We start from the raw sequence: 26,331 nt of genomic DNA on the forward strand, positions 1-26,331 counted from the left end.
CCCCCAGGCAGCTGGTACGTCTTTTCCCCAGTTCGATCCTCGCGGCTACCGCTCGACACCGAGGATGTTCGGGAAAAATGTTCAGCAACTGAGCGCCGACCCCGGCGGGGCGGCGGGCGGTCAGGAGCGCTTGGGGAGCACGACCACCCGCCCGAAGAACTCGTCGATGCGGCGGACCGTCTCGTTGAAGTCGTCCAGGTCGATCGGTTTGGTCACGTACGCGTTGGCCTGCAGCGTGTAGCTGCCGACGATGTCGGTGTCCGCGTTGGAGGTGGTGAGCACGACGACGGGGATGGTCCGCAGGTCCTCGTCCCGCTTGACCGCGCCGAGCACCTGCCGGCCGTCCATCCGGGGCATGTTCAGGTCGAGCAGGATCACGTCCGGGCGCCGGGCCTCGGTGTGCCGCCCCTCGCGGTGGAGGAACTCCATCGCCTCCTGGCCGTCGCTGACCACGTCGATGACCTTGTCGATCTCGGAGTCCTCCAGCGCCTCCTCGATCATCAACACGTCACCGGGGTCATCGTCGACGACGAGGATACGGACGGGGTTCGCGGCGCCTTGGCCCATGGAGGGGTACCTGTCTCGTGTCGGGCGATGGGGACCGCACGGGGTCACCCGCTGGCGGGGAAATCTAGCCGATCAGAGGGCGTCCTGCGACGCCGGGTCCGCTATGTCCGCTTGGCAGCTGGGCACGTCCGTCCCGAGGGTCGGGGTGGCCCCCGACCCTGGGACCAGGGGCCGGGGGCCGAGAGGAAGGTCCTCAGGTGGCGACGGCCGGTCGGAGCCGCGGCCCGTCCTCGCGCAGGTCGGCCGACGACGGTGGTTCGACGTCCTCCGGGCGACCGGAATCAGGCGTCTGGAACAGGTACCGGACGAAGTCCCCACCGACCTCGTTGACGTCCGATCCAGGCCACTGGCCGGCGCAGTCCACGCCCACCACCTCGCGGCCGGAACCGTCGGTCTCCTCGACCAGCGCCCACAGGCTCACCGGGTAGCACCGGGTCGCCTCCGGGCCGACCTGCCACCGGGCGTACCAGCCGGGTCGGGCGGGGACGATCTCGACGATCCTCTTCATGACGACCTTCCCTTCCGCGTTCCTCGGAAGACTTCCGGTCAGCTCCGATCGTGCGGCCCGGTCGGGTGAGGGTGGCTCACCCCCGGCGAGTGAACCCCGCGACCGGGTTCGGCCCGTTACCTTCCGCCGGGCGGCGGGAACGCGACCGCGGACGAGGTGAACCCCGACAGGAGCGAGGTGCGAGCATGCGCAAGCAGATGGAGGGCGACAACCAGCGCCGCCGGGCCCTGGCCCGCCAGGCCCGCGAGCAGGGTCGACAGCCGAGCGAGGCCGGCACCAGCCTGAGCGCGTCGAAGCAGCTCACCAGCCTGGACCGGGGTCGACGGTCCGGTCCCCCGCCGGCCGGCCGGCACAAGCCGGACAGCTCCCGGGGCGGGCCGGCGCCGCCGCCGACGGCGGTGGGTACCGCGACCCGGCCCCTGCCGGAACCCGGGCAGGGCACCCCCGAGGTGACCTCGATGGGCTACCGCGAGCTGGTCGGCGAGGTCAGCCGGCGCGCGGGAGTGGACTTCCGCACCGCCAAGGTTGGCGCGGAGGCGACCGTACTGGCACTGGCCTGGGCGCTGGACGAGGCGGAGCGCGAACGGCTGCTGGAGGCGGTTCCGGTGAAGTTGCACGACGTGGTGCCGGTCGACGGCATCGAGCGGCACCGGGACCTGCCGGGCTTCCTGGCCGAGGTGGGCCGGATCAGCGGACGTAGCCCGGAACAGGCGCGGTACCAGGCGGAGGCGACGCTGACCGCGCTGGCCGACCACGACGGCGACCTGATCGACTCGCTGGACGTACCGGACGGGTTGCGCGACCTGCTCGGGCCGCCGGCACCCGGTGGTGGCCTGGTGGGCGCGCGCAGCGCCACCGCCCCGCTGACCGAGGCGGAGCTGCGCGACGCCCTGGACGACCTGAAGTACTGGTCCAGCGACCGCCGGTCGCTGGTGCGGACCATCGAGCTGCCCACCGGCAACCTGGACCGGGTGCTCGACCGGCTCGACCAGCTCCGCGTGGAGACCGGCCGCGGGCCGCAGATCGGTCGGCCCGACTCGGACAATGCGGTGCTGACCGTGCGCAACCGCACGGTCGACGGGGTGACGGCCGCCGACGTGGACCTGGCCCACCGGGTCGACGACGCCATCGAGGAGGCCGGCGCCGGCATGGCCGCCGGCTGACCCGTCGCCGGGCCGGTGGGCTGTCCGCCCGCCGGCCCGGGCTGGCCCGGCTACGCGTCCGCCGAATGAGGCGGGAGGCGCGGCCGGGGCCGGCAGCCCACGTCGGTGCGCCTTGGAGCTGATGACGTGACCGACTCACCCCACGCGCGAGGCTGAGTCGTCAATGTCATCAGCTCCAAAGCGTCCCGGACCCCCGTTGCCTGTCGCGCCGGCAGGGGCCGTCGGTCGGTGGTCGCGGTCGGCTAGCGTGCCGGCATGGACAGCGAGGCGGACGACCGGCTGGAACTGGTCGTCGACCCGGCGCGCCGGACCGCCCGCACGCTGCTCGCCGGGGGCGTCGCCCAGTCATACGTCGACGTCGCCGACCCCCGTCACCTGCACTTCGAGTACGTCCGGCGGATGGCGGCCCTGGTCGACCTGGCCGCGCCGGCCGGGCTGCCCCGCGACGTGCTGCACCTGGGCGGCGGCGCGTTGACCCTGCCCCGGTACGTGGCGGCCACCCGCCCCGGGTCGGCGCAGCGGGTCATCGAACGCGACGCCGCGGTGGTGCGGCTGGTCAGCGAGGAGCTGCCGCCCGCACCGGTAGTGGTCGAGGTCGCCGACGCGCGCGACGCGGTCACCGCGTCCGCAGCGGACGGGTACGACCTGGTGCTGGCCGACATCTACCGGGCGGCGCGGATGCCCGGGCACGTGGCCGGCGTGGAGTTCGTGGCCGAGGTCGCCCGGACGCTGCGCCCCGACGGCATCTACCTGGTAAACGTCACGGACCTGCCCCCGCTGGTCTTCACCAGGGTGCAGGTGGCCACGGTGCGCGCGGTCTTCGCCGACGTCTGCCTGGTGGCCGACCGGCGGATGCTGCGCGGACGCCGGTACGGCAACCTCGTGCTGGCCGCCGCGCACCGCCCCGGGCGGCTCCCGGTGCGCCGGCTCGCCGCCCGGGTGGCCGCCGACCCGGTGCCCGGCGGCGTGCTGCACGGGCCGGATCTCGACGCGTTCGTCGGCGGGGCCCGCCCGGCCACCGACGCTTCCCTCGGCGTCGCCTGACGGCCGAGCCGGGTTTCCCGGCCGGGAGCCGGGGTAGCCGCGCCGGATGAGCACCGCCGACGACCGGTCCACCGCCCGTAGGTCCCTGATCGTCATCGGTCTGGTGCTGGCCACGGCGCTCGGCCTGGTGCTGCTGTGGGCCACCCGCCGGATCCTCGTCTGGATCCTGGTCGCCGCGTTCTTCGCGGTCGCGCTGGCCCCGCTGGTCGACCTCCTGCAACGCCGGCTGGTGCGGCACCGGGCGCTGGCGACGTTGCTGGTCTTCCTCGCCGTCTTCGTCCTGCTGGGCGGGGTGGCCGCGCTGATTCTGGTGCCGCTCGTGGAAGAGGTGGCCCGCTTCGTCGACCGGGCCCCCGAACTGCTGCGGGAAACCCGGGCGGGCCGCGGCCCCTTCGGCGGGCTGCTGGAACGCGTCGGGCTGCTCGGCTACGCCCGGCAGCACTCCGACCAGATCCAGCACTACGGCGGGCAGTTGGGCCAGCCGGCGTTGGGGCTGGTCCGGGGCGTGGTGGAGACCGTCGCCGGCCTGGTCACGGTCACCGTGCTGGCGTACCTGATGGTCCTGGAGGCGCCGCTGATCAGCCGCGGCGTGTTCAGCCTGGTCGGGGACGGCGCGGCGCAGCGGCTGCGCCGGATCGGGCGGGAGATTTCCCGCACCATCACCGGCTACCTCAGCGGGAACGTGCTGATCAGTGTGATCGCCGGCGTCCTGACGTACCTCGTGCTGATCCTGCTCGGGGTGCCGTTCGCGGCGGTGATCGCGCTGGTGGTCGCGGTCGCGGACCTGATCCCGCTGGTGGGGGCGACCCTCGGCGCGCTCATCGCGGTTGGTGCGGCGTTCGTGCACTCCCCCACCGCGGGCGTGGTGGTGCTGGTCTTCTTCGTCGTCTACCAGCAGGCGGAGAACCACCTGCTGCAACCGGTCATCATGTCCCGGGCGGTCCGGTTGAACCCACTGACCGTGCTGGTCAGCGCCCTGCTCGCCGCGCAACTGGCCGGGCTCGTCGGGGCGCTGCTGGCCATCCCGGCGGCCGGGATCGGACAGATCCTGCTGCGGGAGTTCGCCCCCACCGGCGTCCGGTCGCTGCCGGATCCCACCGATCCGCGCGCCGGCCCGGCCGACCGCTGAGACCGGGCGGGCCGCTCCGGGGTCACCGCCGGACCGGCACCTCCGGTGACGAGCTCTCCAGTGGTACGGCGTGCGCCGGCACCAGCCCGAGCTGGGTGGCCGAGCGGGGCAGCGCGGCGTCGAGCATCCAGTCGGCGCCCACCCGGACCCGGTTGCCGGGCATCGCCAGCAGGTGGTAGCCGCGGGTGACCGCCTTGGCCGGCAGCCCGGATAGCGGCACCTTCAGCGGGTTGGCCGCGGCGTCCTTGCCGCCCAGGTCGACCACCCAGCCCAGGTCGTGGTGCTTGTACGGCTTGCGCCGGCCGTCCCCGTACGAGGCGGCGATGTTGTGCGCGGCGAGTTTGCCCTGCCGCTGTGCGTGCTGCGCGGTCATCGTGCAGATCTGCCCGGGGCGGATCAGGTCCGGCACGGCGGCGGCGTCGCCGCAGGCGTACACCTCGGGAAAGCCGGGCACGTTGAGGTACTCGTCGACCACGAGTCGGCCCTTCTCGGTGCGCAGCCCCAGCTCGGCGACGAACGGGTCGGGGCGTACCCCCACGCACCACACCAGCGTGCAGGTCGGCACGTACTCGCCGTCGGTGAGCATCACCCCGTCGGCGGTGGCCTCGGCGACCGAGGTGCCCATCCGCACGTCCACCCCTCGCCGGCGCAGCACCCGGTCGGCGGTTGCGGACATCCGTTTGTCGAGCTCGGGCAGCACCCGGGGCGCCACGTCGAGCAGCATCCAGCGGGGCCGGACATTCAGCCGGGGCCGCTGGGCGCGCATCGCGTCGGTGAAGAGCTGCCCGTGGGCGGCCACCTCGGTGCCGGTGTAGCCGGCACCGACCACCACGAACGTGGACCGGGCCCGCTGCTCGACCGGGTCGCCGGTCTGTTCGGCCAGCTCGATCTGGCGGATCACGTGGTCGTGCAGGTAGACGGCCTCGGGCAGGCCCCGGAAGCCGTGCGCGTACTCGGTCACCCCGGGGATCGGCAACAGCTTGTTGACGCTGCCCACGGCGAGCACCAGCCGGTCGTACGCGATCTTGCCCCGGTCGCCCTCGGGCTGGGTGAAGCCGACCCAGCGGTTCTGCAGGTCGACCCGGTCGGCCTCGCCGACGATCACCCGCACGCCGTCGAGGGTGCCGGTCAGCGGCACCGAGATCCGGGTGGGCTCCACGACCCCGGCCGCCACCTCGGGCAGCAGCGGCAGGTAGAGGAAGTAGTCGGTCGAGTTCAGCACGACGATCTCGGCCCGGTTCCTGGCCAGCCGGCTCAACGTCTTCGCCGCGTGGTAACCGGCGAATCCGGCCCCCACGATCACCACACGAGGTTTCGTCATGCCCGCTCCCGTTCCCGTCGATCCGCCCGACAAACGTGCGGTCGGGCCCGCGAACCCTCCGATCCATCCGCGTAGATATGGACACCTGGCACTGAATGTGGTGAGTTTGCCGTCATGGGATCCCACGAGACCACCGGCGACCGGCCCACAAGGTCCACCCGCCGCACCTTCCTGTCCGCTACCGCCGTCGCGACCGCCGCCACCGTGGCCGTACCGCTGACCGCCGGGCCCGCCCCGGCGCAGGCCGCGCCGCCCGCCGGGCCCGGCCACCCGACCCAACCCCAGGCCCCCGACCGTGAGCTGCGCGCCCTGCTGCGGGAGGTGGACCGCGACCGCATCGAGGCCACCGTCCGCCGACTCGCCGCCTTCGGCACCCGGCACACCCTCTCCCGCCAGGACGACCCGACCCGCGGCATCGGCGCAGCCCGGGACTGGATCTTCGCGCAGCTCTCCGGGTACGCCGCCGCCTCCAGCGGCCGGATGACCGTGGAGCTCCAGTCGTACGTGCAGGAGCCGGCCTCACGCATCCCGGTCGCCACCCGGATCACCAACGTGGTCGCCACCCTGCGCGGCGACGTCAGCCCCAACCGGGTGTACGTCGTCACCGGCCACTACGACTCGCGGGCGACCGACGTCATGGACGCGGTCAGCGACGCTCCCGGCGCGGACGACGACGCCTCCGGCGTGGCGGTGCTGATGGAGCTGGCCCGAGTGATGGCCACCCGGCGCAGCGAGGCGACCATCGTCTTCGCCGCCGTAGCCGGCGAGGAGCAGGGTCTGTACGGCTCGGCGTACCTGGCGAAGCAGCTGAAGGCGGCCGGCGTCGACGGGCAGGGGATGTTCAGCAACGACATCGTGGGGTCCAGCACCGCAGACGACGGCACCCGCGACCCGCGGGCCGTCCGGCTCTTCGCCGAAGGGGTGCCGACCGCGGAGACCCCGGCGGAGGCGAGCACCCGGCAGTCGGTCGGCGGCGAGAACGACTCCCCGTCCCGTCAGCTGGCCCGGTTCGTCAGCGACGTCGCCGAGAACGGCGTCACCGGGATGGGGGTACGGGTGGTCTACCGCCGGGACCGCTACCTGCGCGGCAGCGACCACATCTCGTTCCTGCGCGAGGGCTGGCCGGCCGGGCGGTTCACCGAACCGAACGAGGACTTCGCCCACCAGCACCAGGACGTCCGGGTGGTCGACGGGGTGCAGTACGGCGACCTGCCGGAGTTCTGCGACTTCGACTACATCACCCGGGTCGCCCTGGTCAACGGCGCGACGCTCTGGTCGCTCGCGCAGGCGCCCGGCACCCCGAAGCGCGTCACCGTGGTCACGACCAACCTCACCAACGACACCACCCTGCGCTGGCAGCGCGGCGACGAACCGGACCTGGCCGGGTACGAGGTGGTGTGGCGGGAGACCACCGCCGCCGAGTGGCAGCGGGTGATCCCGGTCGGCGACGTCACCGAGGTGACCGTGGACCTGTCCAAGGACAACGTCTTCTTCGGGGTGCGGGCGGTCGACCGGGACGGCCACCGCAGTCCGGTGGCCTTCCCCCGGCCGGGCAGCTGACCCGTCCGGTCGCGCGTGGGCCGGCGTTCGGCGCGCCGGCCTCCGCCGCCGGTCCCCACGCGGAACCCGTCAGCAGCAGGCCGGTCAGGGCGGGCACCGGTCAGGCCGGGGCGGTGACCGCCCAGCGCTCATGGTCGCGCCAGGCGCCGTCGATGAAGAGGTAGTCCGGCGAGAACCCCTCCTGACGGAAGCCCAGCTTGCGGGCGACGCGTATGGACGGCTCGTTGCCCGGCTGGATGTTCGCCTCGACCCGGTGCAGGCCGAGCGTGTCGAAGGCGTGCGCCAGCACCAGCCCAATCCCGGCCAAGGCGTGCCCGGTCCCGCTGTACGGCAGAAACGCGGCGTAGCCCATGAACCCGCCGCGCAGCGCACCCATGATGATCCCGCTGATGTTGACGTAGCCGGCGATCCCGCCGCCGGGCCGGTCGCAGATGAGGAAGCTCTGCTGGTCGCGGCGGCGCGCCTTGGCGAGGTACGCGGCGAACTTCTCGGCGGTGTCGGGGGCGGCCAGCCAGGGGTGGTGCAGGTCGCGGCTGCGGCGGGCGGCGGCGACGAACTCGGCCTCGTCGGCGGGACGCGGGCGTCGGATGCCGACCGGGCCGGCGCTGCGCAGGTATCTCACGGCGGACCACTCTGGTCCCGGCGGCGGGGTCCTGTCCAACCGGAAAGCGGGGTAGGGAGTCCTCGTGTTTCCGCAGTTCCCGTGCGGGCGCCTCCGCGTGCCCGGACGTTGTCATCTCCACGGGCGGTCCCGATGACCGCCGTCACGTCCCAGCAGAGCCGGCTCGGCCCCGACTTCGCCCGGCTCTGGACCGCCAACGCCGTCTCCAACCTCGGCGACGGGGTGACCATGGTCGCCGGCCCGCTGCTGGTCGCCTCGATCACCGACGATCCGGCCGCGGTGGCCGCGGCGGCGCTCGCGCCGCAGCTGCCGTGGCTGCTCCTCGCCCTGGTCAGCGGGGCGCTGGTGGACCGCCTGGACCGGCGCCGGCTGGTCCTCACGGTCAACCTGGCCTGCTGCGCTGGCGGCCGGTGCCACCGGCCGAGCCGACCCCGAACGGCGGGGCACGGCGCTCGCTGCGCGCTGACGTCGTCGCCGGGTTGCGCGCACTCTGGTCGGTGCCGGTGCTGCGGGCCCTCGCGGTCTGCATCGCGGTGATGGGACACTGTGCGTCAGAGCCGGCCCGGCCGGTCGAGCGGCATCGGCACCTGGAGGAAGGTGGCGCCGCGCAGGTCCAGCCAGGCCCGGTCGGGCGCCCGGACCAGCCGCAGCATCACCTCGGAGCAGACCGGGCAGCGGGCGACCAGCCCGGGCGCGTGGGAGAAGACGTGCAGCCCGGCCATCGGGCCGAGCGTCCCGCACGACTGGCAGCGCGAGGTCGCGGCGCTCAGGTCGACGGCGAACAGCTCGCGCAGCGGGCCGTCGAGCATGTTGCCGTCCAGATAGGACATGTCGGTCATCGGATCTCCTCGGGCGTCAACCGGTGGGGCCGAACCGTTCGGTGCGCACCCGCCGGGTCTGGTGACCCAGCCCCACCAGCAGGTCCGCCACGGTCTCCACGAAGCCGGTGGGGCCGCAGACGTAGCAGAGCGGTTCGAGGTCGGGCGGCCAGCCGTGGTCGTTCACGTCGACCAGGCCGATCCGGTGCGGCGCGCCCCGCCAGCCGTCGGGCGCCTCCCGGGTGTACACGTACGCCACGTCCAGGCCCTGGTCGTCGCGGGCCCGGCGGCGCAGCTCGTCGGCGTAGAAGACGTCGGTCGGGGTGCGGACGGAATAGATCAGCCGGAACGGCGTCCGGCTGCCGGCCGCGCGCCGGGCCCGGACCATCGCCATCAGCGGCACCACCCCGGAGCCCCCGGCGACCAGCAGCACCGGCGCGGTCTCCGCCGGCCGCCAGACGAAGTACCCGCCGAGCGGGCCACGCACCTCCACCGGGTCGCCCTCGGCGTAGGTGTCGATCAGGTACGGCGACACCTCGCCGTCGGGCACCCGCTGCACGGTCAGCGCGATCCGCTCGCCGTCAGCCGACGCGGCCAGCGAGTACGACCGGGCGGCCTGGTAGCCGTCCTCGGCGGTCAGCCGGACGTCGACGTGCTGCCCGGGCAGGTGCGCGGGCCAGCCCGGCACCTCCAGGACCAGGGTCTGCGCGGACGGCGTCTCGACCCGGCGCTCCACCAGCCGGGCCACCCGCCACGTGCCCGGCGCGTTCAATCGCCGGCGTAGCGCTGCTCGCGCCACGGGTCGCCGTAGTCGTGGTACCCGGCGGTCTCCCAGAAGCCGGGCTGGTCGTCGACGAGCAGGCGGACGCCGCGCACCCACTTCGCCGACTTCCAGAAGTAGAGGTGCGGCACCAGCAGCCGGGCCGGGCCGCCGTGCTCGGCCGGGAGCGGCCCGCCCTCGTACGTGTGCACCACCCAGGCCCGCCCGCCGCGCAGGTCGTCCAGTGGCAGGTTGGTGGTGTAGCCGCCGTAGGAGTGGGCCAGCGCGTACCCGGCGGTGGTGTCGATGCCGTCGAGCAGGGTGTCCAGGGAGACGCCCTGCCAGTTGGTGCCGAGCTTGGACCAGTGGGTGACGCAGTGGATGTCGACGGTCGGCGACTCCTGCGGCAGGTCGGCCATCTCGTCCCAGGTCCAGCGGTACTCGGCGCCCGTCTCGGTGGTGAGCACGAACTCCCAGGTGTCCAGCGACACCTTCGGCGTCGGGCCCGCCGACAGCACCGGGAAGTCCTCCGTCAGGTACTGCCCGGGCGGCAGGGCCGGCCCGCTCGAGCGGCGCCGGCCCTGGAAGCCCGGTGACACGATTCCCACCTGTCAGTCGTAACACTGTCGACGCCGGCGGCGGGGGCGTTCCCGCGTACCCGGGCGGCGAACGGGCGGGCGCGGAGCCGGCGGCGACCGCGGTGGCCGCCGCCGGCGCGCGGCCGGCGTCAGTTCCGCTCGGAGACGACCTGACGCTCGCCGGGGGTCCGGTCGCGGGTGGCGCGCAGGCTGGTGACGGTGACGACGACCAGCACGCCGATGATCACGCCGAGGGAGGCCGGCGTCGGGATCTGCGGTACGCCGGGCCAGCTGCCGTGCGCCCAGTGCAGGCCGAGCTTCACGCCGATGAAGGCGAGAATGATCGCCAGGCCGTAGCTGAGGTGCACCAGCCGGCTCAGCGCGGCGTGCAGGACGAAGTAGAGCGCGCGCAGGCCGAGCAGGGCGAAGGCGTTGGTGGCGAAGACCAGGTACGGGTCCTCGGTGATGCCGTAGACGGCGGGCACCGAGTCCACGGCGAAGACGATGTCGGTGGCCAGCACCGCGACCACGACCAGGGCGAACGGGGTGAGCGCCCGGCGTCCGTGCTGCCGGATGGTCATCCGGGTGCCGTGGTAGTCCTCGACCACCGGCATCACCCTGCGCAGCAGCCGGACCGACCGCATCGTGTTGATGTCGACCTCCTGCTCGTGCCCGGAGAGGGCGTCGCGCAACAGCTTGATCGCGGTGACGATCAGGATGACGCCGAAGAGCAGGAAGGCGAAGTCCAGGGTCTGCAGGGCGGCGGCGCCGAGGGCGATGAAGATCGCGCGCAGCACCAGCGCGCCGGCGATGCCGTAGAGCAGCACCCGCTGGGCGAGCACGGCGGGCACGGCGAAGGCCGCCAGCAGCAGCATGAAGACGAACAGGTTGTCGACCGAGAGGGACTTCTCGACCAGGTAACCGGTCAGGTACTCCACACCCTGTCGGGAGCCGAAACGCGACCAGATCCAGGCGCCGAAGGCCAGCGGCAGCGCGATGTAGAACGCCGACCAGCCGAGGGCCTCCTTCATCGACACCTCGTGCGGGCGCCGGGTGACCAGGAAGTCCAGCACCAGCAGGGCGAGCACGCCGACGATGGTGACCGCCCAGAGCGTGGGCGTGCCGACCGACGACAGCTCACCGGCGGACAGGTACGACAAATCGGCCATGGGGTCTCCTCGAACACCGTGTCATGTTCGAGGTCTCCTTCACCCGCGATCCAGCGGGCAACCACCCGAGGCGTGCCCTGGGCACACCGTACTGACCGGCATGGTTCGTGGGAAGTACTCCCCTCGTGCGTCAAGGTTAGGGCAGGCCGACTCCGCACGCCAAGTCCAGCCGGGCATGGTTGCCCTGATCAACCGCTGGACGCCGGCCGGTCGGGGCCGGACGCGAGGGCCCGGATGGGCCTATCGTGACGCGATGACCGACGACGCCCCCGCCGCCCCGGTCGGCCCCCTCACCGGCGTACGCGTGGTCGAGCTGGCCGGCATCGGGCCCGGCCCGTTCACCGCGATGATGCTCGCCGACCTCGGCGCCGACGTGGTCCGGGTGGACCGCACCACCCCGGCCGACTTCGGCAGCCCCCCGGAGGACCTGCTCCACCGCAACCGCCGCTCCATGGCGGTGGACCTGAAGTCCGACGCCGGGCGCGAGGTGGTGCTGACCCTGGTCGGCGGCGCGGACGCCCTCATCGAGGGCTACCGGCCCGGGGTGACCGAACGCCTGGGCCTGGGCCCGCGGGAGTGCCTGGCGGTCAACCCCCGTCTGGTGTACGGGCGGATGACCGGCTGGGGCCAGGACGGCCCGTACGCGCACACCGCCGGCCACGACATCGACTACCTGGCGCTGACCGGCGCGCTGCACGGCATCGGCCGGGCCGGTGAGCGCCCGGTGCCGCCGATGAACCTGCTCGGCGACTTCGGCGGCGGCGGGATGATGCTGGCGCTCGGCATCGTCGCCGCCCTCTACGCCGTCCGCGCCGGCGCTCCCGGCCAGGTGGTCGACGCCGCCATCGTGGACGGCGTGTCGGTGCTCAGCACCCAGGTCCACGCGCTGCGCCGGCTCGGCAGGTGGCAGGACCCGCGCGGGGTCAATCTGCTCGACGGCGGCGCGCCGTTCTACGACACGTACGAGTGCGCCGACGGGCGGCACCTCGCCGTCGGCGCCCTGGAGCCGCGCTTCTACGACGAACTGGTCCGGCTCACCGGGTTCCCGCTCCCCGGCGACGAGGCCCTCGACCGCCTCGACCCCGCCAACTGGCCGGCGCTGCGCGAGGCGTGGGCGCGGCTGTTCCGCACCCGCACCCGGGACGAGTGGGCCGAACTGCTGGCCACCTCTGACGCCTGCGCGGCGCCGGTGCTGGACTGGGGCGAAGCGCCGGAGCACCCGCACCTGCGGGCGCGGGGCACGTTCGTGGAGCACGCCGGGGTCATCCAGCCCGCCCCGGCACCCCGGTTCTCCGCCACCCCCACCTCGGTACGCCGACCCCCGCCCCGACCCGGCGAGCACACCGACGAACTGCTGGCCGAGGCCGGCTTCGACGCCGAACGGATCGCCGCCCTGCGCGCCGCCGGCGCGGTGGTCTGAACCAGCCGGCCGACGTCGGGCGCGGCGCCGGGCGGCGCGGGGTGGCCGCTCAGGCGCGGCGCAGCACGCTCGCGCCCGGGGTGAGCGCCGGCTCCACCATCTCCCGGTAGTCGCGCGGCAGTTGCGTCACCACGTCGTCGAACTCGCCGCCGCTGACCGCCTCCCGCAGGGTGATGAAGACCGCCCGGAGGCCGTCCCGGGCCGCCGCCTCGTCCACGCCGGCCCGCTGCCCCACCCGGGCGACGAACTCGGCGGCGCCGAACCGCTGGGCCGCCTCCACGCTCGGGCTGGGCTTGAGGACCAACTGCAACGGGGCGGGCAGCTGGATGGCGAGGTCGAGCACCTCGCCACCGGTCAACCGCTCGGTGAGGGTCTCCAGCGTCGCGTGGGTCAGCTCCACGGCCCGCTCGGAGCTGGTCCGGGCCCGGCGGGCGACCTGGTCGACGAAGGTGTCGTAGTTCATCGGGGCTCCCTTCGGGGTCGGAGGGCTCGGGTACCCCGCGCGGGGCGGCGGAAACGGCCACGATTTCCCGCCCGGTCGGTGCGTGAGCCCGGGCCGGGCGGGTAACCGCCGCCGGTCGTGACCGGATCGAGGCGCGCGAGGGAGCTCACGCCATGGCGAGTTACACCGACGTCCTGCAGTACCTGTCCAGCCTGGACTACCCGGCGGAGAAGGACGACGTCGTGCGCGAGGCCGAACGGGAGGGCGCCCCGCCGGAGGTGCTCAAGGCGTTGCGCGCGCTACCGCCGGTGGACTACGCCAACGGCAGCGAGGTGGCCCGCTCGGCCGGTATCGACGCCGCACCGGAACTCAGCCCGGCGCAGCGGGCCGCGCAGGCCCGGGACAGGCACCCGCGGGTCTCGCAGCACCTGCGCGGCATCTGAGCCGCCGGCGCGCGGTGCGGTCAGCCACCGGGCCGTGGTTCGCTCCGTGACCGGCCGGAGGCCGGACGGGCACACCCCGGTCACCGTCCAGCTCACCGTGATGGGCGTGGTCGGGCTCTGCGTCGGCGGGCTGTTCGCCGCGCTGGTCTCCCCCCGGCTGGCTCCGCTGGTCGGCTGGGACGCCGCGGCGGCGAGCTGGCTGGTGCTGGTCTGGCGGAGGCTCCTGCCTCTGGACGCCCGGCGCACCGAGGCGGTGGCGGTGCACGAGGACCCCAACCGGGCCATCCGGGACGTACTGCTGCTGGTCGCCTGCGTGGCCAGCCTGCTGGCGGTCGCGCTGGTGCTGGCCGGCGCGCGTGCCGCCGGGCCGGGGTTGCACCAGGCCGCGTTCGGCGGGTTGGGCATGCTCAGCGTGGTGCTGTCCTGGTTCGTCGTGCACACCGTCTTCACCACCAGGTACGCGCGGATCTACTACACCGGCACCGACGGCGGGGTGGACTTCCACCAGTCCGGCAAGCCCTGCTACGTCGACTTCGCGTACGTGGCGTTCACCGTCGGGGCCACGTTCCAGGTCTCCGACACCAACCTGACCAGTCAGGCGATGCGCCGGACGGTGCTGGGGCACGCCCTGCTGTCGTACCTGTTCGGGGCGATCATCATCGCCGCGACGGTGAACCTGCTGGCCGGCCTGGCCGGGTGAATTCGCGGGCGGATGCCGCACGGCGAAACAGGCGGGCGCCCCGGGTCACGAACCGCGACCTGGGGCGCCACGCGTACCTGTCCCTGGCGGGTCCACGCCCGAACCGGGTCGCGTACCGCCAAGCGGTGGATGTTCGCCCGAACCGGGCGGCATCACTGCCACGATCATCATACGACAAGACATCACCCGTACGGATGATTTTGGCGAGACTGTGGGCCAGGGCACCACGGGCTCAGCGGGTCACCTCGGCGTACCGCTGCTCCAGGTCGACCCGGGCGAGCGCGCCGACCAGCCAGGCCAGCCGCTCCGACTCGCCGCTGCCGGCCAGCTCGGCCAGATCGTCGGCGGACCGCCCGAGCCCGAGCCGGCGGGCGGCGGTCAACGCCCGCTTGTCGGCCACCGGCGCGACCTCCCGCCACAGCGCCTGCGTCTCGCGCAGGAACAGATCGGCGACCTGATCGTCCACTCCGGGCAGCGCGGTGAGCAGCGCCCGCTCCCTGCCCGGGTCGTGCCCGGCCGTCGCGCGCAACCGGCGCAGGTCGCCCCGGTAACGCTCGACCACGGTACGGGCGAGGTCGCCGAGAAGGTCGGCCAACTGGTCGACGTCGCCGCGCTGGCCGGCGTCACGCAGCACGCGTACCCGGTCGGCGTGCAGCGAGCGGGCCAGCCGGGCGGCGCTGTCCCAGCCGTTGGCGGGCAGGGCGTGGGCGCTGTCCAGGGCGCGCCGGAAGTCACCCCGGCGGGCCAGCAGCACCGCCAGGCAGAGCAGCTGGAACAGGCTCGACGGATTGTTGGTCACCCGGAAGCCGTACTGCTCGGCGAAGCCTCGGTCGCCGGCGAGCCGACGCACCAGCCGCTTCCTGTCCTCGGTCGTCATACTGCGGGTCATGCCCCGCGACTACCCGCCCCAACGGCGGGCACGCCTGCCGGTCAGCCGCGTACGCCGCCGTGCCGGTCGCGGGCCTTGAGCCGGGTGGTCGGCATCTCCGGGGCCGGCAGCGGCGGGGCGGCGTCGTCGGCGACCACGCCGAACCGCCGGCCGGCCATCCAGTCCTTCCGGGCGGCGGCCACCTCCTCGTGCGACCGGCCGACGAAGTTCCACCACATGACCAGGGGCTCGTCGAACGGCTCGCCGCCGAGCAGCATCAGCCGGCTGCCCGCCCCGGCCCGCAGTTCCAGCCGGTCCCGGCCGGCGCCGAGGTAGAGCAGCGCGCCGGGGGCGACGTCCACGCCGTCGACCTGCGCGGCGCCGGACATCGCCAGCAGGCCGTACTCGAAGTCGGGCCGCAGCGGCACCGTCGCCGCCGTGGCATCGCGGACCTGGACCTGCACGCCGAGCAGCGGGGTGTGCACCACGGCCGGCGAGCGTTCGCCGCGCAGCTCCCCGACCAGCAGGGTGAGGTCCAGCTCGCCGTCGCGCCAGCGGGGCAGCTCGGCGTGGTGGGCGAAGTCGGCGCCGCCGGCCCGCGCCGGGTCGGGCAGCGCCACCCACAGCTGCACGCCGTGCATCACCGGCGGGTGCGTGGCGGGCGACCGTTCGGAGTGGGCGATGCCGTGGCCGGAGGTCATCACGTTGAGCTGGCCGGGGCGGATCGCCTGCACGTTGCCGAGGCTGTCCCGGTGCACGATCTCGCCGTCCAGCAGCCAGGTGACCGTCTGCAGGCCGGTGTGCGGGTGCGGCGGGACCTCCATGCCGGGCCGCTCGGCGACGTCGTCCGGGCCGAAGTGGTCGACGAAACACCACGCGCCGACCATCCGGCGCTGCCGCTGCGGCAGCAGCCGCCGCACGGTGGTGTAGCGCCCGAGGGGCACGTCGTGCCCGGGCAGCAGCACGCTGCCCGGATCGACCGGGGCCACCCCGGGTGGTCGGGTCTGCGCCGGCAACGATTCGGTACGGTCCACCGCCTGACTCTATGCCGACGGCGGCTCCCCGCGTCCCAGTCGGCGCCGGCCGTGGCCCGGTTGGCGCCGCCCAGGTCGACGTATCGACCGAGCGGTCCCGTGTGGCCCTCCGGTACGAGGCGGAGCCCGGCGTCGACGGAGGCCGGCCCGGCCCGGCCGCCTCGACCGCCCCCGCGCCACCCGGCTCGGCGCCGAAAGTCACCGACGGCGCCGAACCCGTCCGCCGGAGAAGGCGACGCCGAGCCGGCCCCGGTGACGGTCACCGCGGGCGCGCCGAGAGCCAGCACCACGATCGCGGCGGCGGCCAGCAGGCGCGCGCCACGCGGCCAGGACGAACGGTACGGCGGCGCCTCGTCGGCCGGCTCTCCAGTCACCACCACGACCAGCGCCGTGCGCTCCCCGCTCGTCGGCCGGCTGCTCGCTACCCGTCGTCGGACGGTCGGTCCGGTCCGGCCTCCGCCATGGCGCTCCCCTTTCACCGTCCCCCGTCGTGGGCAGGCTCCGCCCGTCGGTGCTGTGTGAAGAGTTGTTGTCGCTGGAGCAGCAACATCTCTTCACACAGTTCCGGGGCTGGATATGCTGCTGGCCGGCACCCCGGTCTCGGGGTGCCGGCCAGCGGCGGTTGTTCTGGGTGGGTCAGCTGTTCCAGTACTGGGCGACCAGGTCGGCGGCCTGCTGCTCCCACTGGGCGTAGGCGTCCGGGTAGGCCGACACCTGCACGGTCTGGGCGGCCTTGGTCAGCGGCATGTCCTGCCAGCCGTCGACCTGCTTGAGGCCCTTCTGGAACGCCATCGTCGAGTACTCGGGGTCGGTGATCTGCTCCGGGGTGCCCCAACCCGAGGTCGGACGCTGCTGGAACAGACCCAGCGAGTCATGGTCGTTGGACTCACCCAGGTGACCCAGGTTCTCCAGCTTCGACTCCTGCATGCTCGTCGCGATCGAGATCACCGCGGCCCGCTCGTCCAGACCCGACTTCTTCGTCGCGGCGATGATCGCCTTCACGTTCTTCGTCTGCTCGTCGCCAAGGTCGATGTGGGACTGCTTGCCCTGCACACCGTGCGGAATCAGCTTGCCCTTGTCCACACCGGGCTTGTCCGCCTGCACCACGGCGACGGGCTTGGCGTCAGCCGCCGGGGCGGCGTGAGCACCGGTGGCCGGGCCGGCGAAGACGCCACCGGCGAAAGCCAGACCAGCAATACCAAGAACGCTCTTACGCATGATCGTGTTCATCACCAAGCTCCAATACGGGGGTCGGCGACGCATCCGATGGGGGCCGGACACGCGCAAGCACCACGACAAGGCGCTCAAAAAAGGGGGAAAGTCTTCATCCGGCAGGCTTCGCAAGCGGGGGGCTCGCGGCGCCGGGACCATGTGTAACGACCGGCGGCCCACCACCATTCCCGGGGGCCCGCACCCCGCGGCGGCCATCGGGCCAGGCCAGCGGGGACTGCTGCTGCGATCGTCCACGTGATGTAACGACCCCGGGCCGGCCATCATTCCGCCGCCCGGGTGCCGCCGGCCACGGGACACCGGACACCGGACACGAACCGTGCCCCACGGGACGGCCAGCGCCAACGCCCACCCGACATACCGCGCGGCTCGGAGCCTGCCCCGCGTACCGGACATACCTCCCTGTCCGGCCCACGGAACTCATCAACCGGGTGGCGGGCCGCGGTCGACGGGGAAGGGCGGCGGCGGGTTCTGCCGAAGGCAGATCCGCTACCGGTGAACGGTGGGTCCGTCGGCGGCAGGGACGGGGCAGGCTGGGACGCATGAGACTCCTGATGTTGGGTGGCACGGGCTTCGTCGGCGGCGCGACCGTGGCCGAGGCGGTACGCAGAGGCTGGTCGGTGACGGTGTTCAACCGGGGGGTGCACGGCACCGCGCCCGAGGGCGTACACCGGTTGCGGGGTGACCGGACGGCGCCGGACGGCCTGGCCGCGCTGGCGGGCGGCGAGTGGGACCTGGTGGTGGACACCTGGGACGGCGCGCCGCGGGCGGTGCGGGACGCGGCCCGGGCGCTCGTCGGATCGGTGCCGCACTACGTCTACGTCTCCAGCGGATCGGTCTACGCGCAGCCGGTGCCGGCCGGGTTCGGGGAGGAGGCGCCCGTGGTGGACGCCGCGTCCGACGCCGACGACGGCGACTACCCGCAGAACAAGGCGGGCGGGGAGCGGGCCGCGGTGGAGGTGTTCGGGGACGCGGCGTTGCTCGTCCGGGCCGGGCTGATCCTCGGGCCCGGGGAGGACATCGGCCGGCTGCCCTGGTGGCTGGGCCGGGTCGCCCGGGGCGGGGACGTGCTGGCGCCCGGCCCGCAGGACCTGCCGATCCAGTACGTGGACGTGCGGGACCTGGCGGCCTGGACGCTGGACCGGGGCGCGGAGCGTGTCGGCGGGGCGTTCAACGTGATCAGCCGCAGCGGGCACGCGACCATGGGGGAGTTGTTGGCGGCGGCCGTGGCGGCGACCGGGTCGGACGCCCGGCTGCGCTGGACGGATCCGGAGCAGATCCTGGCGGCCGGGGTGGTGCCCTGGAACGACCTGCCGATCTGGGTGCCGCTCGGCCACGAGTACCGCTGGTTGCAGGAGCGGGGCGTGGAGAAGGCGTACGCGTCGGGGCTGACCTGCCGACCGGTGGCCGAGACGGTCGCCGACACCTGGCGGTGGCTGCGACAGGTGGGGTCCGTGCCGGCGCGGGCCGGGCGGCCGGCGCGCGCGGCGGTGGGGCTGGACCCGGAGCGGGAGGCGGCCCTGCTCGGCAGCCCCCGTCCCGCCTGACGCCGGCCACCGGCAGCGGATCACGCCGCTGCGGCTGCCGGCCCCGGGCGACGGGGGCGGGGCCGGCAGCCGATGGGCGGCGCGGGCGAGGGGTACGGCTCAGGCCGACGCGACGGGCAGGTCGAGTACCTCGTCCACGCCGCGCCGAGGGGTGGCCACCCCGGGCTGGCCGTAGCCGACCCGCATCACCATCTGCGGCGTGCCGAACCGGCCCAGGGACAGCCGCAGCGCCTCGCGCGCCCCCGGCACCTCGATCGGCTGGGACAGCAGGGAGACGCCCAGCCCGGCGTCGGTCGCGGTGAGCAGCACCCGTTGCAGGGCCTGCCCGGCCAGGATCTGGTCGGTGGCCGTGTTGCCGGGGGAACCGAGGACCGCCACCAGCGGCTCCGGTTCGAAGTCCCGGCCGGGGGCCCGGTTGCGGCCGCCGAAGCCCCGCATCGGCAGCAGGTCCTGCGGTTCGCTCTGCGGGCCGCCAGCGGCGGCCGGCACCCCGTCGGGAGCGGGCTCGCGGCGGATCCACTCCGCCCGCTCCTCCCGGTAGCCGGGGTCACGTTCCAGCACCCGGTGGGCGCTGCGGGCGACCTCGGCGAAGGCGTTGACGGCGCTGGTGCCGATCACCAGCTCCAGCCAGCACTGCTCGGCGCGGGCCGCCTCGCCGAGGCGCCACCGGGCGTCGGCCGGCACCGGGTCCGGCCAGAACGGCGCGCGGTTGCTGAACCGGCGCGGGATCGCCGCGTGCAGGCTCTGCTCGGTGGGGGTGGGGGGCCGGGGCGCGTCCGGGACCAGCCGGGCCACCACGTCCGGTTCGGTCGGGTACGGCCGCAGCCGCACCGTGGCCGGGGTGCCCGCGACGGCGAGGGCGAGCCGCAGGTTGAACAGGGCCGCCCCGCAGGAGATCCGGGTGCCCCAGCCGCTCGGGTCGGTGGCGGGCAGCCGCCGCGTCGGGTCGACCGACAGCTCGATCCCGCCGTCGCGCAGCCGGAACCGCCACGGCTGGGTGTTGTGCAGGGAAGGCGCGCGGACGGCGTCCGCGGCGGCTGCCCTGAGCTGCGCGACGGTGTAGCCGGTGTCCATGGTGATGCTCCTTCCGTGGCAGGTCGGGCCGTCCCCCCGCTGGTTCAGCTACACGGTGCGTCACCGGGCGGTGGGCGGGGCAGGGCCGGATGTCCCGTCCGCCCGGGCCCCACTTCCCGCCGTGACGCGGCACGGTAGGGACCTTCGGCCCGTGCGGGAGGCGGCCGGGGCGGGTAGAAACGAGGGATGATCCGGGTGTTCCTCCTCGACGACCACGAGGTCGTCCGTCGTGGCCTTGCCGACCTGCTGCAGAGCAGCGGCGACATCGAAGTGGTCGGCGAGTCCGGCTCCGCGCAGGAGGCCGCCCGGCGCATTCCGGCCCTCCGGCCGGATGTGGCGATCCTCGACGCCCGGCTGCCCGACGGCAACGGCATCGACGTGTGCCGGGACATCCGGGCCGTGGACTCCTCGATCAAGGGTCTGATCCTCACCTCGTACGAGGACGACGAGGCGCTCTTCGCCGCGATCATGGCGGGGGCGGCCGGTTACGTGCTCAAGCAGATCCGTGGCACCGACCTGGTGGACGCGGTGCGCCGGGTGGCGGCCGGCCAGTCGCTGCTCGACCCGGCGATCACCACCCGGGTGCTGGAGCGCATCCGCAGCGGTGTCGAGCAGCCCCGCGAGCTCAAGACGCTCACCGAGCAGGAGCGCCGCATCCTGGAGTACGTGGCCGAGGGGCTGACCAACCGGGAGATCGCCGGCAAGATGTTCCTGGCCGAGAAGACCGTGAAGAACTACGTCTCCAGCGTGCTGGCCAAGCTCGGTCTGGAGCGGCGGACCCAGGCGGCCGTGCTCGCCACCCGCCTGCTCGGCCAGCGGCACTGAGCGCCCGCCGCGCCGGGTTTTGCCGGCGCGGCGGACTGCCGGACCCGGCCGGTCAGTCCCGCAGCGGGACGCCCCAGAACAGCTCGGTGCCGTGCGGCTGCACCTGGCGTACCTGGAACTCGCCGCCGTGCCGCTCGGCGCGTTCGCGCAGGTTGACCAGCCCGCCGCGCGCGGCGGCCGGGTCGCAGCCGACGCCGTTGTCGGTGACGGTGACGGTGACCCGCCGGGCGTCGACCCGGACGGCGACGGCGACCCGGGTCGCCTCGGCGTGCCGGACGGTGTTGGACAGCGCCTCGCGGAGCACGGCCGTGAGGTCGGGGCGGACCGATTCCGGCACGGCGCTGTCGATCGGCCCGTCCAGCTCGGCGGTGGGGCGGAAGCCGAGCGACTCGGCGGCCAGGTCGATCGCCTCCCGGATCTCGGTGCGCAGCGCCGCGCTCATCGGGGTACGCAGCTCGAAGATGGTCCGCCGGATGTCCCGGATGGTGGCGTCGAGGTCGTCGACGGCCGCGTTGATCCGCTTGGCGACCTCGGGCCGGGCGTTCATCGGGGCGGCGCTCTGCAGTTGCAGTCCGGTGGCGAAGAGCCGCTGGATCACCACGTCGTGCAGGTCGCGGGCGATCCGCTCGCGGTCCTCCAGGACCACCAGCAGCTCCCGTTCCTCCTGGCCGCGGGCCCGTTCCATGGCCAGCGCGGCCTGCCCGGCGAAGCTGCCCAGCAGCTTCACGTCCTCGTCGTCGGCGCGGCCGGCGTCCGGCCGGTGGGCGATCACCAGCACGCCGTGCAGGGTGTCCGCTGCGGCGAGCGGGGAGACCACCGCGGGGCCGGCGACCACCGGCACCGGCCAGGGGGCGGCCTGGGCGAGGTTGTCCACCAGTTCGTGCCGGTGCGCGGTGACCGGGCCGGCGAAGCTGGTCTCCGCGGCCGGCAGCACCGTGCCGACCAGGTCCCGGTCGGCGCCGTCGGCGGAGTCGACCACCTCGACGGTGAACTGGCCAGCGTCGGAGTCGTAGAGCAGCACCAGGGCCAGTTCCGCCTCGGCGACCTCCCGGGCCCGGCGGGCCACCAGGGTCAGCGCGTCGGTGCGCCGGACCTCGCCGAGCAGCACGGAGGTGATCTCGGCGGTGGCGGCGAGCCAGCGTTCCCGCCGGTGGGCCAGCGCGTAGAGGCGGGCGTTCTCGATCGCCACGCCGGCCGCGGCGGCGAGCGCGACCACGATCTCCTCGTCGTCCTCGGTGAACTCCGGGGCGCCCTGCTTCTCGGCGAGGTAGAGGTTGCCGAAGACCTGGTCGCGGATGCGGACCGGCACGCCGAGGAAGCTGTGCATCGGCGGGTGGTGCGGCGGGAAGCCGTACGACTTCGGGTGGCGGGTGATGTCGGGCATGCGGACCGGGCGTGGTTCGTCGATGAGCAGGCCGAGCACACCCCGCCCGTGCGGCAGGTCGCCGATCTTGGCGTGCAGCTCCTCGTCGATGCCGTGGATGATGAAGTCGTGCAGGAGCCGGTCCGGCCCGATCACGCCGAGCGCGCCGTAGCGGGCGCCGACCAGTTCGCAGGCGGCCTCCACGATCCGTTTCAGGGTGCTGCGCAGGTCGAGGTCCGAGCCGATGCCGACCACGGCGTCGAGCAGGGCGCGCAGTCGCTCCCGGTTGGTGACCACCTCGCCGACCCGGTCGAGCATCTCCTGGAGCAGCTCGTCGAGGCGTACCCGGGACAGCGGGCTCAGGCCCAGCGAGGGGGCGAGGGGCTCATTGCGGGGGTTCGGTGTGCTGGCGGCCACGCAGCCGATGCTATCGCCCGGCCGCCGGGCACGCGGGCGTCAGGAGCGCTGGTCGCGGACCGCGGAGGTGTCGACCACCTGCTCGGTGGGCAGCCGCGGGGTGTGCGGCGGCCCCGCGTGCGTCGGGTCCGCGATTCCCAACCGCATCGAGAGGTACGGGAAGCCCAGGTCGGAGAGCATGTGCCGGAGCGCCTGCCGGGTGCCGTCGACCTCCACTACGCCGCTGAGCGGCACCAGGGACACCCCGAGCCGGGTCGCGGTGAGCCAGGCGGCGGAGAGACCCTCACCGGCGCGAAGCCAGCTGTCCGGCTCGTCCTCAGTGCCCCAGAGGATCGCGTAGATGGCCGCCCGGTCGTGCCCAGGGCTGACCGGCAAGCTGCCCGGGCGGCCGAAGTCGCGGCCCGGGACGGTGGTCTGCGGGGCCTCCTCGGGCAGCACCTCCGGCGGCAGCCCGGTGCCGGTCCCGGCCCGGCTGGTCCAGTACGCCAGCTCCTCACGCAGCTCCGGGCTGCCCGCCTCGACCGCCGCGGCCTGCTGGGCGGCGCTGGCGAGCTGGACCTTCTGGGTGTCGTCGAGGATCTGGAGGTTGACGCCCTCGCGGGTGGCCGCCCGGTCGATCTCGTCGAGCGCGGCGTCGGGGATCGGCTCGTCGCTGACCGGGCGCCGATCGGTGTGTCGTACCTGCATGCACTGCACCATGCGCATGGCGTCCGGGGCCGCCCCCGACCGGGTCAGCCCGGTCAGGCGGGCCAGCAGGTCCGGCTGGGTCGGGTCGGGCAGCCGTTCCACCACGGCCGTCCAGCCCTCGGCGGCCAGCGCGAGCCGGGCGTGGTGCAGCGCCGTGCCGCAGCTGATCGCCACCAGCCGCCCCTCCGGGTCGGTGGCGGCCAGCTGGCGGTCGGGGGCGGTCCGTAGCTCCAGGGCGTCGGGTAGGACCCGCCAGCGCCACGGTTGCGTGTTGTGCACCGAGGGGGCGTGGCCGGCGGTCGCGGCGGCCTCCGCGAGCGCGGTGGTCAGCGGGCGGTCCTGTGCCGGCGTCTCGTGGCTCATCGTCACGACCTTTCCGTCTCTCCCCATCGTGCCCCACCCCGACGGTCGCGGGGGCGGGGTTGCGGCTCCATCCTGCGTGGTGCCCCGACCCGTCGCAGAGTACGCAGGCCGACCGCGGGCGGATGTGGCGGCCAGTCCGTTTCCGCTGGATCCGGACGTGGGCGGGCGGTATCGCTGGGACGATCCGCAAGTGGGGGCGGAGCCGCGGGAGTGTGTGCCGGAGAAGCCGGTCGGGCGTCACCGGGTGAACTGGCGCGAGTGGGCCCCGCTGACCCTGCTCACCCTGGCCGTGCTGGTCGGTGCGGGGCTGTGGTTCGCCGGCCTGCGCCTCGCGACCGACCTGGTCTGGGCGGCGGTGACGCTGGTCGCACTGGTGCCGGCCGCCTGGGCGGTGCTACGCCAGCTGTGGCACCGGCAGTTCGGCGTGGACGTGATCGCCGTGCTGGCGCTGGTCGGCGCGCTCGTCGTCCGGGAGTACCTGGCGGGCGCGGTGATCGCGGTGATGGTGGCCACCGGGCGCTCGCTGGAGACGTACGCCCAGCAGCGGGCGACCCGCGACCTGCGCGCGCTGCTGGAACGCGCCCCCCGGCGGGCGCGGCGGCGCACCCCGGGCGGTGGCATCGAGGTGGTGCCGTTGGACCAGGTCGCGGTGGGGGATCGGCTGGTGGTCGGTCCGGGCGACGTGGTGCCGGTGGACGGGACCGTCGAGGAGGCGGCGACGCTGGACGAGTCGGTGGTCACCGGCGAGTCGCAGCTGGTCACCCGCGCGGCCGGGGAGCAGCTGGCCAGCGGTGTGGTCAACGCCGGGGCCGGGTTCGGGTTGCGGGCGAGGAAGAACGCGGCGGAGAGCACGTATGCCGGGATCGTGCGGCTGGCCGAGGAGGCGACGGCGCGCAAGGCGCCGATGGTCCGGCTGGCCGACCGTTACGCGGCGGCGTTCGTGCCCTTCACCCTGCTGCTCGCCGGGCTGGCCTGGCTGCTGTCGGGCCAGTTCATCCGGGCGGTGGCGGTGCTGGTGGTGGCGACTCCCTGCCCGCTGCTGCTGGCCACCCCGATCGCCATCGTCTCCGGGTTGTCCCGGGTGGCCCGGCGCGGCGTGCTGGTCCGCGACGGCGGCTCGCTGGAGCTGCTCGGCCGGGCCCGCACGCTGCTGATGGACAAGACCGGAACGCTCACCGCCGGCCGGCCCCGGGCAGCCGAGACGGTGGTCGCTCCGGGCGGGGACCGGGACGAGCTGCTGCGGCTGGCCGCCTCGGTGGAGCAGCTCTCCCCGCACGTGCTGGCCGCGGCGCTGGTCCGGCAGGCCCGCGAGCAGGGGCTGCCGCTGGCCGAGCCGACCGAGGTGACCGAGGAGCCGGGGCGGGGGGTGACCGGCCGGGTCGACGGCCGGCTGGTGCGGGTCGGTCAGCTCGCCGGGGAGCCCCCGGAGTGGGTGCACCGGGTGCGGGAGCGCGCCGAGCTGGCCGGCCGCTCCACCGTCTGGGTCAGCGACGAGCGGAAGCCGCTCGGCGTGATCCTGCTCGAGGATCCGGTACGCCCCGACGCCCGGCGTACCGTGCGGCGGCTTCGTGAGGCCGGCCTGCACCGCCTGATCATGGTCACCGGGGACCGACCGCGTACCGCCGAGCAGGTCGCCCAGGCTGTCGGCGTGGACGACGTGCTGGCCCAGTGTTCACCGCAGGAGAAGGTGGCCCGGGTCAAGGAGGAGTCCGGTCGGGCGATCACCGTGATGGTCGGCGACGGCGTCAACGACGCACCGGCGCTCGCCGAGGCGCACGTCGGGGTGGCGATGGGCGCCACCGGGGCGACCGCCTCGGCGGACGTGGCCGACGCGGTGCTCACCGTGGACCGGCTGGACCGGCTCGCCGACGCCGTGGAGATCGCCCGGTACGCCCGCCGGATCGCGGTGCAGAGCGCCACCGTGGGGATGGGTCTGGCGGTGGTCGCGATGGTCGTCGCGGCCGCCGGCGGGCTGCCCCCGGTCGCCGGCGCCTTCCTGCAGGAGGGCATCGACGTGGTGGTGATCCTCAACGCGCTGCGTGCCCTCGGTGGCGGGCTGCGTCACCGGGACGTCCCGCCGGCCACCCGGCACCTGCTCGACCGGTACGCCGGCGAGCACGCCGGGGTCCGCGATGTGCTGGCCCGGCTGCGGGACGCCGCCGACCTGGTCGCCACCCGGCCGGACGCCCCGGAGTGCCTGCCGGCGCTGCGGGAGACGCACCGCCGGCTGACCGACGAGGTGCTGCCGCACGAGAGCGGCGAGGAACAGCAGCTCTACCCGGCGCTGGCCGGGCCGCTGGGCAGCGCGGAGGCGACCTCCACGATGAGCCGGGGGCATGTGGAGATCCGCCGGCTGGTCGACCGGATCGGCGCGCACCTGGCGCAGGCCGGCGGCGGGCCGCTGCGCCCCGACCAGGTGCCGGACCTGCTGGCCAGCCTTTACGGCCTGGACGCCGTGCTGCGGCTGCACCTGGCCCAGGAGGAGGAGGACTACTTCTCGCTCAACCCGACCGACCCGCCCGGCAGCCAGGGCGGGCAGGGCCGGGCTGCCGGGGCGGGCGGAGCCGACGAGGCCCGGTGACCACGGCCTTCGCCTCGGGTCACGGGCAGGTGGTCGACTCCGTTTGCGGGAGGTGGCGGTGTCCCGCCACCGGGAGATTCAAGTTTCCCGCCCCGGGC

Annotated in this window: 25 protein-coding genes and 1 pseudogene; 11 read left to right on the forward strand and 15 right to left on the reverse strand. The window is 74.2% G+C overall.

Annotation, left to right across the window (positions count from 1 at the left end):
• Positions 1 to 120: 120 nt before the first annotated feature.
• Both AB0I41_RS10910 and AB0I41_RS10915 read right to left on the reverse strand, forming a co-directional pair.
• Entirely contained in the window at positions 121 to 567 is a 447-nt protein-coding gene (locus AB0I41_RS10910; protein WP_357104757.1) for a response regulator, read from the reverse strand.
• A gap of 193 nt (positions 568 to 760) precedes the next feature.
• Positions 761 to 1,075, reverse strand: coding sequence for a hypothetical protein (locus tag AB0I41_RS10915; protein ID WP_357104760.1), 315 nt, complete (start codon positions 1,073 to 1,075; stop codon positions 761 to 763).
• Positions 1,076 to 1,260: 185 nt separating this feature from the next.
• Here AB0I41_RS10915 and AB0I41_RS10920 point away from each other — a divergent pair, with 185 nt between their 5' ends.
• From AB0I41_RS10920 to AB0I41_RS10930, 3 genes are all read left to right on the forward strand, one after another.
• A complete protein-coding gene (locus AB0I41_RS10920) occupies positions 1,261 to 2,238 on the forward strand; it encodes a DUF2267 domain-containing protein (RefSeq protein ID WP_357104763.1) in 978 nt (325 codons plus the stop codon).
• Positions 2,239 to 2,493: 255 nt separating this feature from the next.
• Positions 2,494 to 3,282 carry a fused MFS/spermidine synthase gene (locus tag AB0I41_RS10925; protein ID WP_357104766.1) on the forward strand — a complete coding sequence of 263 codons (789 nt, stop codon included), beginning with the start codon at positions 2,494 to 2,496 and terminating at the stop codon, positions 3,280 to 3,282.
• 46 nt (positions 3,283 to 3,328) lie between these two features.
• Positions 3,329 to 4,411 (forward strand): AI-2E family transporter, encoded by a 1,083-nt coding sequence (locus AB0I41_RS10930; RefSeq protein ID WP_357104769.1) that lies wholly within the window; start codon positions 3,329 to 3,331, stop codon positions 4,409 to 4,411.
• Positions 4,412 to 4,433: 22 nt separating this feature from the next.
• Here AB0I41_RS10930 and AB0I41_RS10935 read toward each other — a convergent pair whose 3' ends face one another.
• Complete coding sequence (locus tag AB0I41_RS10935; RefSeq protein WP_357104772.1) at positions 4,434 to 5,732, reverse strand: NAD(P)/FAD-dependent oxidoreductase; 1,299 nt, start codon at positions 5,730 to 5,732, stop codon at positions 4,434 to 4,436.
• A 114-nt stretch (positions 5,733 to 5,846) separates the two neighbouring features.
• On the opposite strand from AB0I41_RS10935, the gene AB0I41_RS10940 reads away from it, so the two are divergent.
• Positions 5,847 to 7,292 carry a M20/M25/M40 family metallo-hydrolase gene (locus AB0I41_RS10940; RefSeq protein ID WP_357104774.1) on the forward strand — a complete coding sequence of 482 codons (1,446 nt, stop codon included), beginning with the start codon at positions 5,847 to 5,849 and terminating at the stop codon, positions 7,290 to 7,292.
• Positions 7,293 to 7,392: 100 nt separating this feature from the next.
• Here the strand turns inward: AB0I41_RS10940 and AB0I41_RS10945 are convergent, their stop codons facing one another.
• Positions 7,393 to 7,914 (reverse strand): GNAT family protein, encoded by a 522-nt coding sequence (locus tag AB0I41_RS10945; RefSeq protein WP_357104777.1) that lies wholly within the window; start codon positions 7,912 to 7,914, stop codon positions 7,393 to 7,395.
• 132 nt (positions 7,915 to 8,046) lie between these two features.
• Here AB0I41_RS10945 and AB0I41_RS10950 point away from each other — a divergent pair.
• Positions 8,047 to 8,301: pseudogene (locus AB0I41_RS10950) on the forward strand (MFS transporter); the annotation flags it as partial.
• Between the two features lie 164 nt (positions 8,302 to 8,465).
• On the opposite strand, the gene AB0I41_RS10955 reads toward AB0I41_RS10950, so the two are convergent.
• The 4 genes from AB0I41_RS10955 to AB0I41_RS10970 form a co-directional block, all read right to left on the reverse strand.
• The gene (locus AB0I41_RS10955; RefSeq protein WP_357104780.1) at positions 8,466 to 8,753 is read right to left on the reverse strand and encodes a DUF6510 family protein; all 288 of its coding nucleotides are present in this window, start codon (positions 8,751 to 8,753) and stop codon (positions 8,466 to 8,468) included.
• 16 nt (positions 8,754 to 8,769) lie between these two features.
• The gene (locus AB0I41_RS10960) at positions 8,770 to 9,531 is read right to left on the reverse strand and encodes a ferredoxin reductase (RefSeq protein ID WP_357104783.1); all 762 of its coding nucleotides are present in this window, start codon (positions 9,529 to 9,531) and stop codon (positions 8,770 to 8,772) included.
• Positions 9,501 to 10,091, reverse strand: coding sequence for a sulfite oxidase-like oxidoreductase (locus AB0I41_RS10965; protein ID WP_357104935.1), 591 nt, complete (start codon positions 10,089 to 10,091; stop codon positions 9,501 to 9,503). The genes AB0I41_RS10960 and AB0I41_RS10965 overlap by 31 nt, the downstream gene beginning before the upstream one ends.
• A 128-nt stretch (positions 10,092 to 10,219) precedes the next feature.
• Positions 10,220 to 11,239 (reverse strand): TerC/Alx family metal homeostasis membrane protein, encoded by a 1,020-nt coding sequence (locus AB0I41_RS10970; protein WP_357104785.1) that lies wholly within the window; start codon positions 11,237 to 11,239, stop codon positions 10,220 to 10,222.
• A 253-nt stretch (positions 11,240 to 11,492) separates the two neighbouring features.
• Between AB0I41_RS10970 and AB0I41_RS10975 the strand changes: the two genes are divergently transcribed.
• Positions 11,493 to 12,659 carry a CaiB/BaiF CoA-transferase family protein gene (locus AB0I41_RS10975; RefSeq protein WP_357104788.1) on the forward strand — a complete coding sequence of 389 codons (1,167 nt, stop codon included), beginning with the start codon at positions 11,493 to 11,495 and terminating at the stop codon, positions 12,657 to 12,659.
• Between the two features lie 49 nt (positions 12,660 to 12,708).
• Here AB0I41_RS10975 and AB0I41_RS10980 read toward each other — a convergent pair whose 3' ends face one another.
• Entirely contained in the window at positions 12,709 to 13,122 is a 414-nt protein-coding gene (locus AB0I41_RS10980) for a DUF2267 domain-containing protein (RefSeq protein WP_357104791.1), read from the reverse strand.
• A gap of 152 nt (positions 13,123 to 13,274) precedes the next feature.
• On the opposite strand from AB0I41_RS10980, the gene AB0I41_RS10985 reads away from it, so the two are divergent.
• Both AB0I41_RS10985 and AB0I41_RS10990 read left to right on the forward strand, forming a co-directional pair.
• The gene (locus AB0I41_RS10985; RefSeq protein ID WP_357104794.1) at positions 13,275 to 13,544 is read left to right on the forward strand and encodes a DUF2795 domain-containing protein; all 270 of its coding nucleotides are present in this window, start codon (positions 13,275 to 13,277) and stop codon (positions 13,542 to 13,544) included.
• Positions 13,545 to 13,590: 46 nt separating this feature from the next.
• Positions 13,591 to 14,244 carry a DUF1345 domain-containing protein gene (locus tag AB0I41_RS10990; protein WP_357104797.1) on the forward strand — a complete coding sequence of 218 codons (654 nt, stop codon included), beginning with the start codon at positions 13,591 to 13,593 and terminating at the stop codon, positions 14,242 to 14,244.
• A 232-nt stretch (positions 14,245 to 14,476) separates the two neighbouring features.
• On the opposite strand, the gene AB0I41_RS10995 is transcribed toward AB0I41_RS10990, so the two are convergent.
• The 3 genes from AB0I41_RS10995 to AB0I41_RS11005 form a co-directional block, all read right to left on the reverse strand.
• Positions 14,477 to 15,121: a hypothetical protein gene (locus tag AB0I41_RS10995; RefSeq protein ID WP_357104800.1), complete on the reverse strand. Its 645-nt coding sequence runs from the start codon at positions 15,119 to 15,121 to the stop codon at positions 14,477 to 14,479.
• Between the two features lie 53 nt (positions 15,122 to 15,174).
• The gene (locus AB0I41_RS11000; protein WP_357104801.1) at positions 15,175 to 16,146 is read right to left on the reverse strand and encodes a pirin family protein; all 972 of its coding nucleotides are present in this window, start codon (positions 16,144 to 16,146) and stop codon (positions 15,175 to 15,177) included.
• A gap of 636 nt (positions 16,147 to 16,782) precedes the next feature.
• Complete coding sequence (locus AB0I41_RS11005; RefSeq protein WP_357104804.1) at positions 16,783 to 17,376, reverse strand: hypothetical protein; 594 nt, start codon at positions 17,374 to 17,376, stop codon at positions 16,783 to 16,785.
• A 542-nt stretch (positions 17,377 to 17,918) separates the two neighbouring features.
• Here AB0I41_RS11005 and AB0I41_RS11010 point away from each other — a divergent pair.
• The gene (locus AB0I41_RS11010) at positions 17,919 to 18,923 is read left to right on the forward strand and encodes an NAD-dependent epimerase/dehydratase family protein (protein ID WP_357104806.1); all 1,005 of its coding nucleotides are present in this window, start codon (positions 17,919 to 17,921) and stop codon (positions 18,921 to 18,923) included.
• 99 nt (positions 18,924 to 19,022) lie between these two features.
• Here AB0I41_RS11010 and AB0I41_RS11015 read toward each other — a convergent pair whose 3' ends face one another.
• Positions 19,023 to 19,997, reverse strand: a complete 975-nt coding sequence (locus AB0I41_RS11015; RefSeq protein WP_357104809.1) for a nitroreductase — start codon at positions 19,995 to 19,997, stop codon at positions 19,023 to 19,025.
• 186 nt (positions 19,998 to 20,183) lie between these two features.
• On the opposite strand from AB0I41_RS11015, the gene AB0I41_RS11020 reads away from it, so the two are divergent.
• Positions 20,184 to 20,822, forward strand: coding sequence for a response regulator transcription factor (locus tag AB0I41_RS11020; RefSeq protein WP_357104812.1), 639 nt, complete (start codon positions 20,184 to 20,186; stop codon positions 20,820 to 20,822).
• 52 nt (positions 20,823 to 20,874) lie between these two features.
• Here the strand turns inward: AB0I41_RS11020 and AB0I41_RS11025 are convergent, their stop codons facing one another.
• Both AB0I41_RS11025 and AB0I41_RS11030 read right to left on the reverse strand, forming a co-directional pair.
• The gene (locus AB0I41_RS11025; protein ID WP_357104938.1) at positions 20,875 to 22,548 is read right to left on the reverse strand and encodes a GAF domain-containing sensor histidine kinase; all 1,674 of its coding nucleotides are present in this window, start codon (positions 22,546 to 22,548) and stop codon (positions 20,875 to 20,877) included.
• Between the two features lie 93 nt (positions 22,549 to 22,641).
• Positions 22,642 to 23,679: a nitroreductase gene (locus tag AB0I41_RS11030; protein WP_357104815.1), complete on the reverse strand. Its 1,038-nt coding sequence runs from the start codon at positions 23,677 to 23,679 to the stop codon at positions 22,642 to 22,644.
• Between the two features lie 187 nt (positions 23,680 to 23,866).
• Between AB0I41_RS11030 and AB0I41_RS11035 the strand changes: the two genes are divergently transcribed.
• Positions 23,867 to 26,233, forward strand: coding sequence for a heavy metal translocating P-type ATPase (locus AB0I41_RS11035; RefSeq protein ID WP_357104941.1), 2,367 nt, complete (start codon positions 23,867 to 23,869; stop codon positions 26,231 to 26,233).
• The last annotated feature ends 98 nt before the right edge of the window (positions 26,234 to 26,331 follow it).

It is taken from the genome of Micromonospora sp. NPDC050200 (assembly GCF_040656135.1).
GTDB lineage: Bacteria > Actinomycetota > Actinomycetes > Mycobacteriales > Micromonosporaceae > Micromonospora.

Excerpts from the sequence above, each read along its gene's own strand:
- AB0I41_RS10940 (WP_357104774.1), top strand. The coding sequence starts at position 5,847 with ATGGGATCCCACGAGACCACCGGCGACCGGCCCACAAGGTCCACCCGC.
- AB0I41_RS11010 (WP_357104806.1), top strand. The coding sequence starts at position 17,919 with ATGAGACTCCTGATGTTGGGTGGCACGGGCTTCGTCGGCGGCGCGACC.
- AB0I41_RS11005 (WP_357104804.1), bottom strand. The coding sequence starts at position 17,376 with ATGAACACGATCATGCGTAAGAGCGTTCTTGGTATTGCTGGTCTGGCT.
- AB0I41_RS10910 (WP_357104757.1), bottom strand. The coding sequence starts at position 567 with ATGGGCCAAGGCGCCGCGAACCCCGTCCGTATCCTCGTCGTCGACGAT.
- AB0I41_RS10955 (WP_357104780.1), bottom strand. The coding sequence starts at position 8,753 with ATGACCGACATGTCCTATCTGGACGGCAACATGCTCGACGGCCCGCTG.
- AB0I41_RS10970 (WP_357104785.1), bottom strand. The coding sequence starts at position 11,239 with ATGGCCGATTTGTCGTACCTGTCCGCCGGTGAGCTGTCGTCGGTCGGC.
- AB0I41_RS11030 (WP_357104815.1), bottom strand. The coding sequence starts at position 23,679 with ATGGGGAGAGACGGAAAGGTCGTGACGATGAGCCACGAGACGCCGGCA.
- AB0I41_RS10995 (WP_357104800.1), bottom strand. The coding sequence starts at position 15,121 with ATGACGACCGAGGACAGGAAGCGGCTGGTGCGTCGGCTCGCCGGCGAC.
- AB0I41_RS10985 (WP_357104794.1), top strand. The coding sequence starts at position 13,275 with ATGGCGAGTTACACCGACGTCCTGCAGTACCTGTCCAGCCTGGACTAC.
- AB0I41_RS10935 (WP_357104772.1), bottom strand. The coding sequence starts at position 5,732 with ATGACGAAACCTCGTGTGGTGATCGTGGGGGCCGGATTCGCCGGTTAC.
- AB0I41_RS10980 (WP_357104791.1), bottom strand. The coding sequence starts at position 13,122 with ATGAACTACGACACCTTCGTCGACCAGGTCGCCCGCCGGGCCCGGACC.
- AB0I41_RS11015 (WP_357104809.1), bottom strand. The coding sequence starts at position 19,997 with ATGGACACCGGCTACACCGTCGCGCAGCTCAGGGCAGCCGCCGCGGAC.
- AB0I41_RS10925 (WP_357104766.1), top strand. The coding sequence starts at position 2,494 with ATGGACAGCGAGGCGGACGACCGGCTGGAACTGGTCGTCGACCCGGCG.
- AB0I41_RS10930 (WP_357104769.1), top strand. The coding sequence starts at position 3,329 with ATGAGCACCGCCGACGACCGGTCCACCGCCCGTAGGTCCCTGATCGTC.
- AB0I41_RS10920 (WP_357104763.1), top strand. The coding sequence starts at position 1,261 with ATGCGCAAGCAGATGGAGGGCGACAACCAGCGCCGCCGGGCCCTGGCC.
- AB0I41_RS11020 (WP_357104812.1), top strand. The coding sequence starts at position 20,184 with ATGATCCGGGTGTTCCTCCTCGACGACCACGAGGTCGTCCGTCGTGGC.
- AB0I41_RS10975 (WP_357104788.1), top strand. The coding sequence starts at position 11,493 with ATGACCGACGACGCCCCCGCCGCCCCGGTCGGCCCCCTCACCGGCGTA.
- AB0I41_RS10915 (WP_357104760.1), bottom strand. The coding sequence starts at position 1,075 with ATGAAGAGGATCGTCGAGATCGTCCCCGCCCGACCCGGCTGGTACGCC.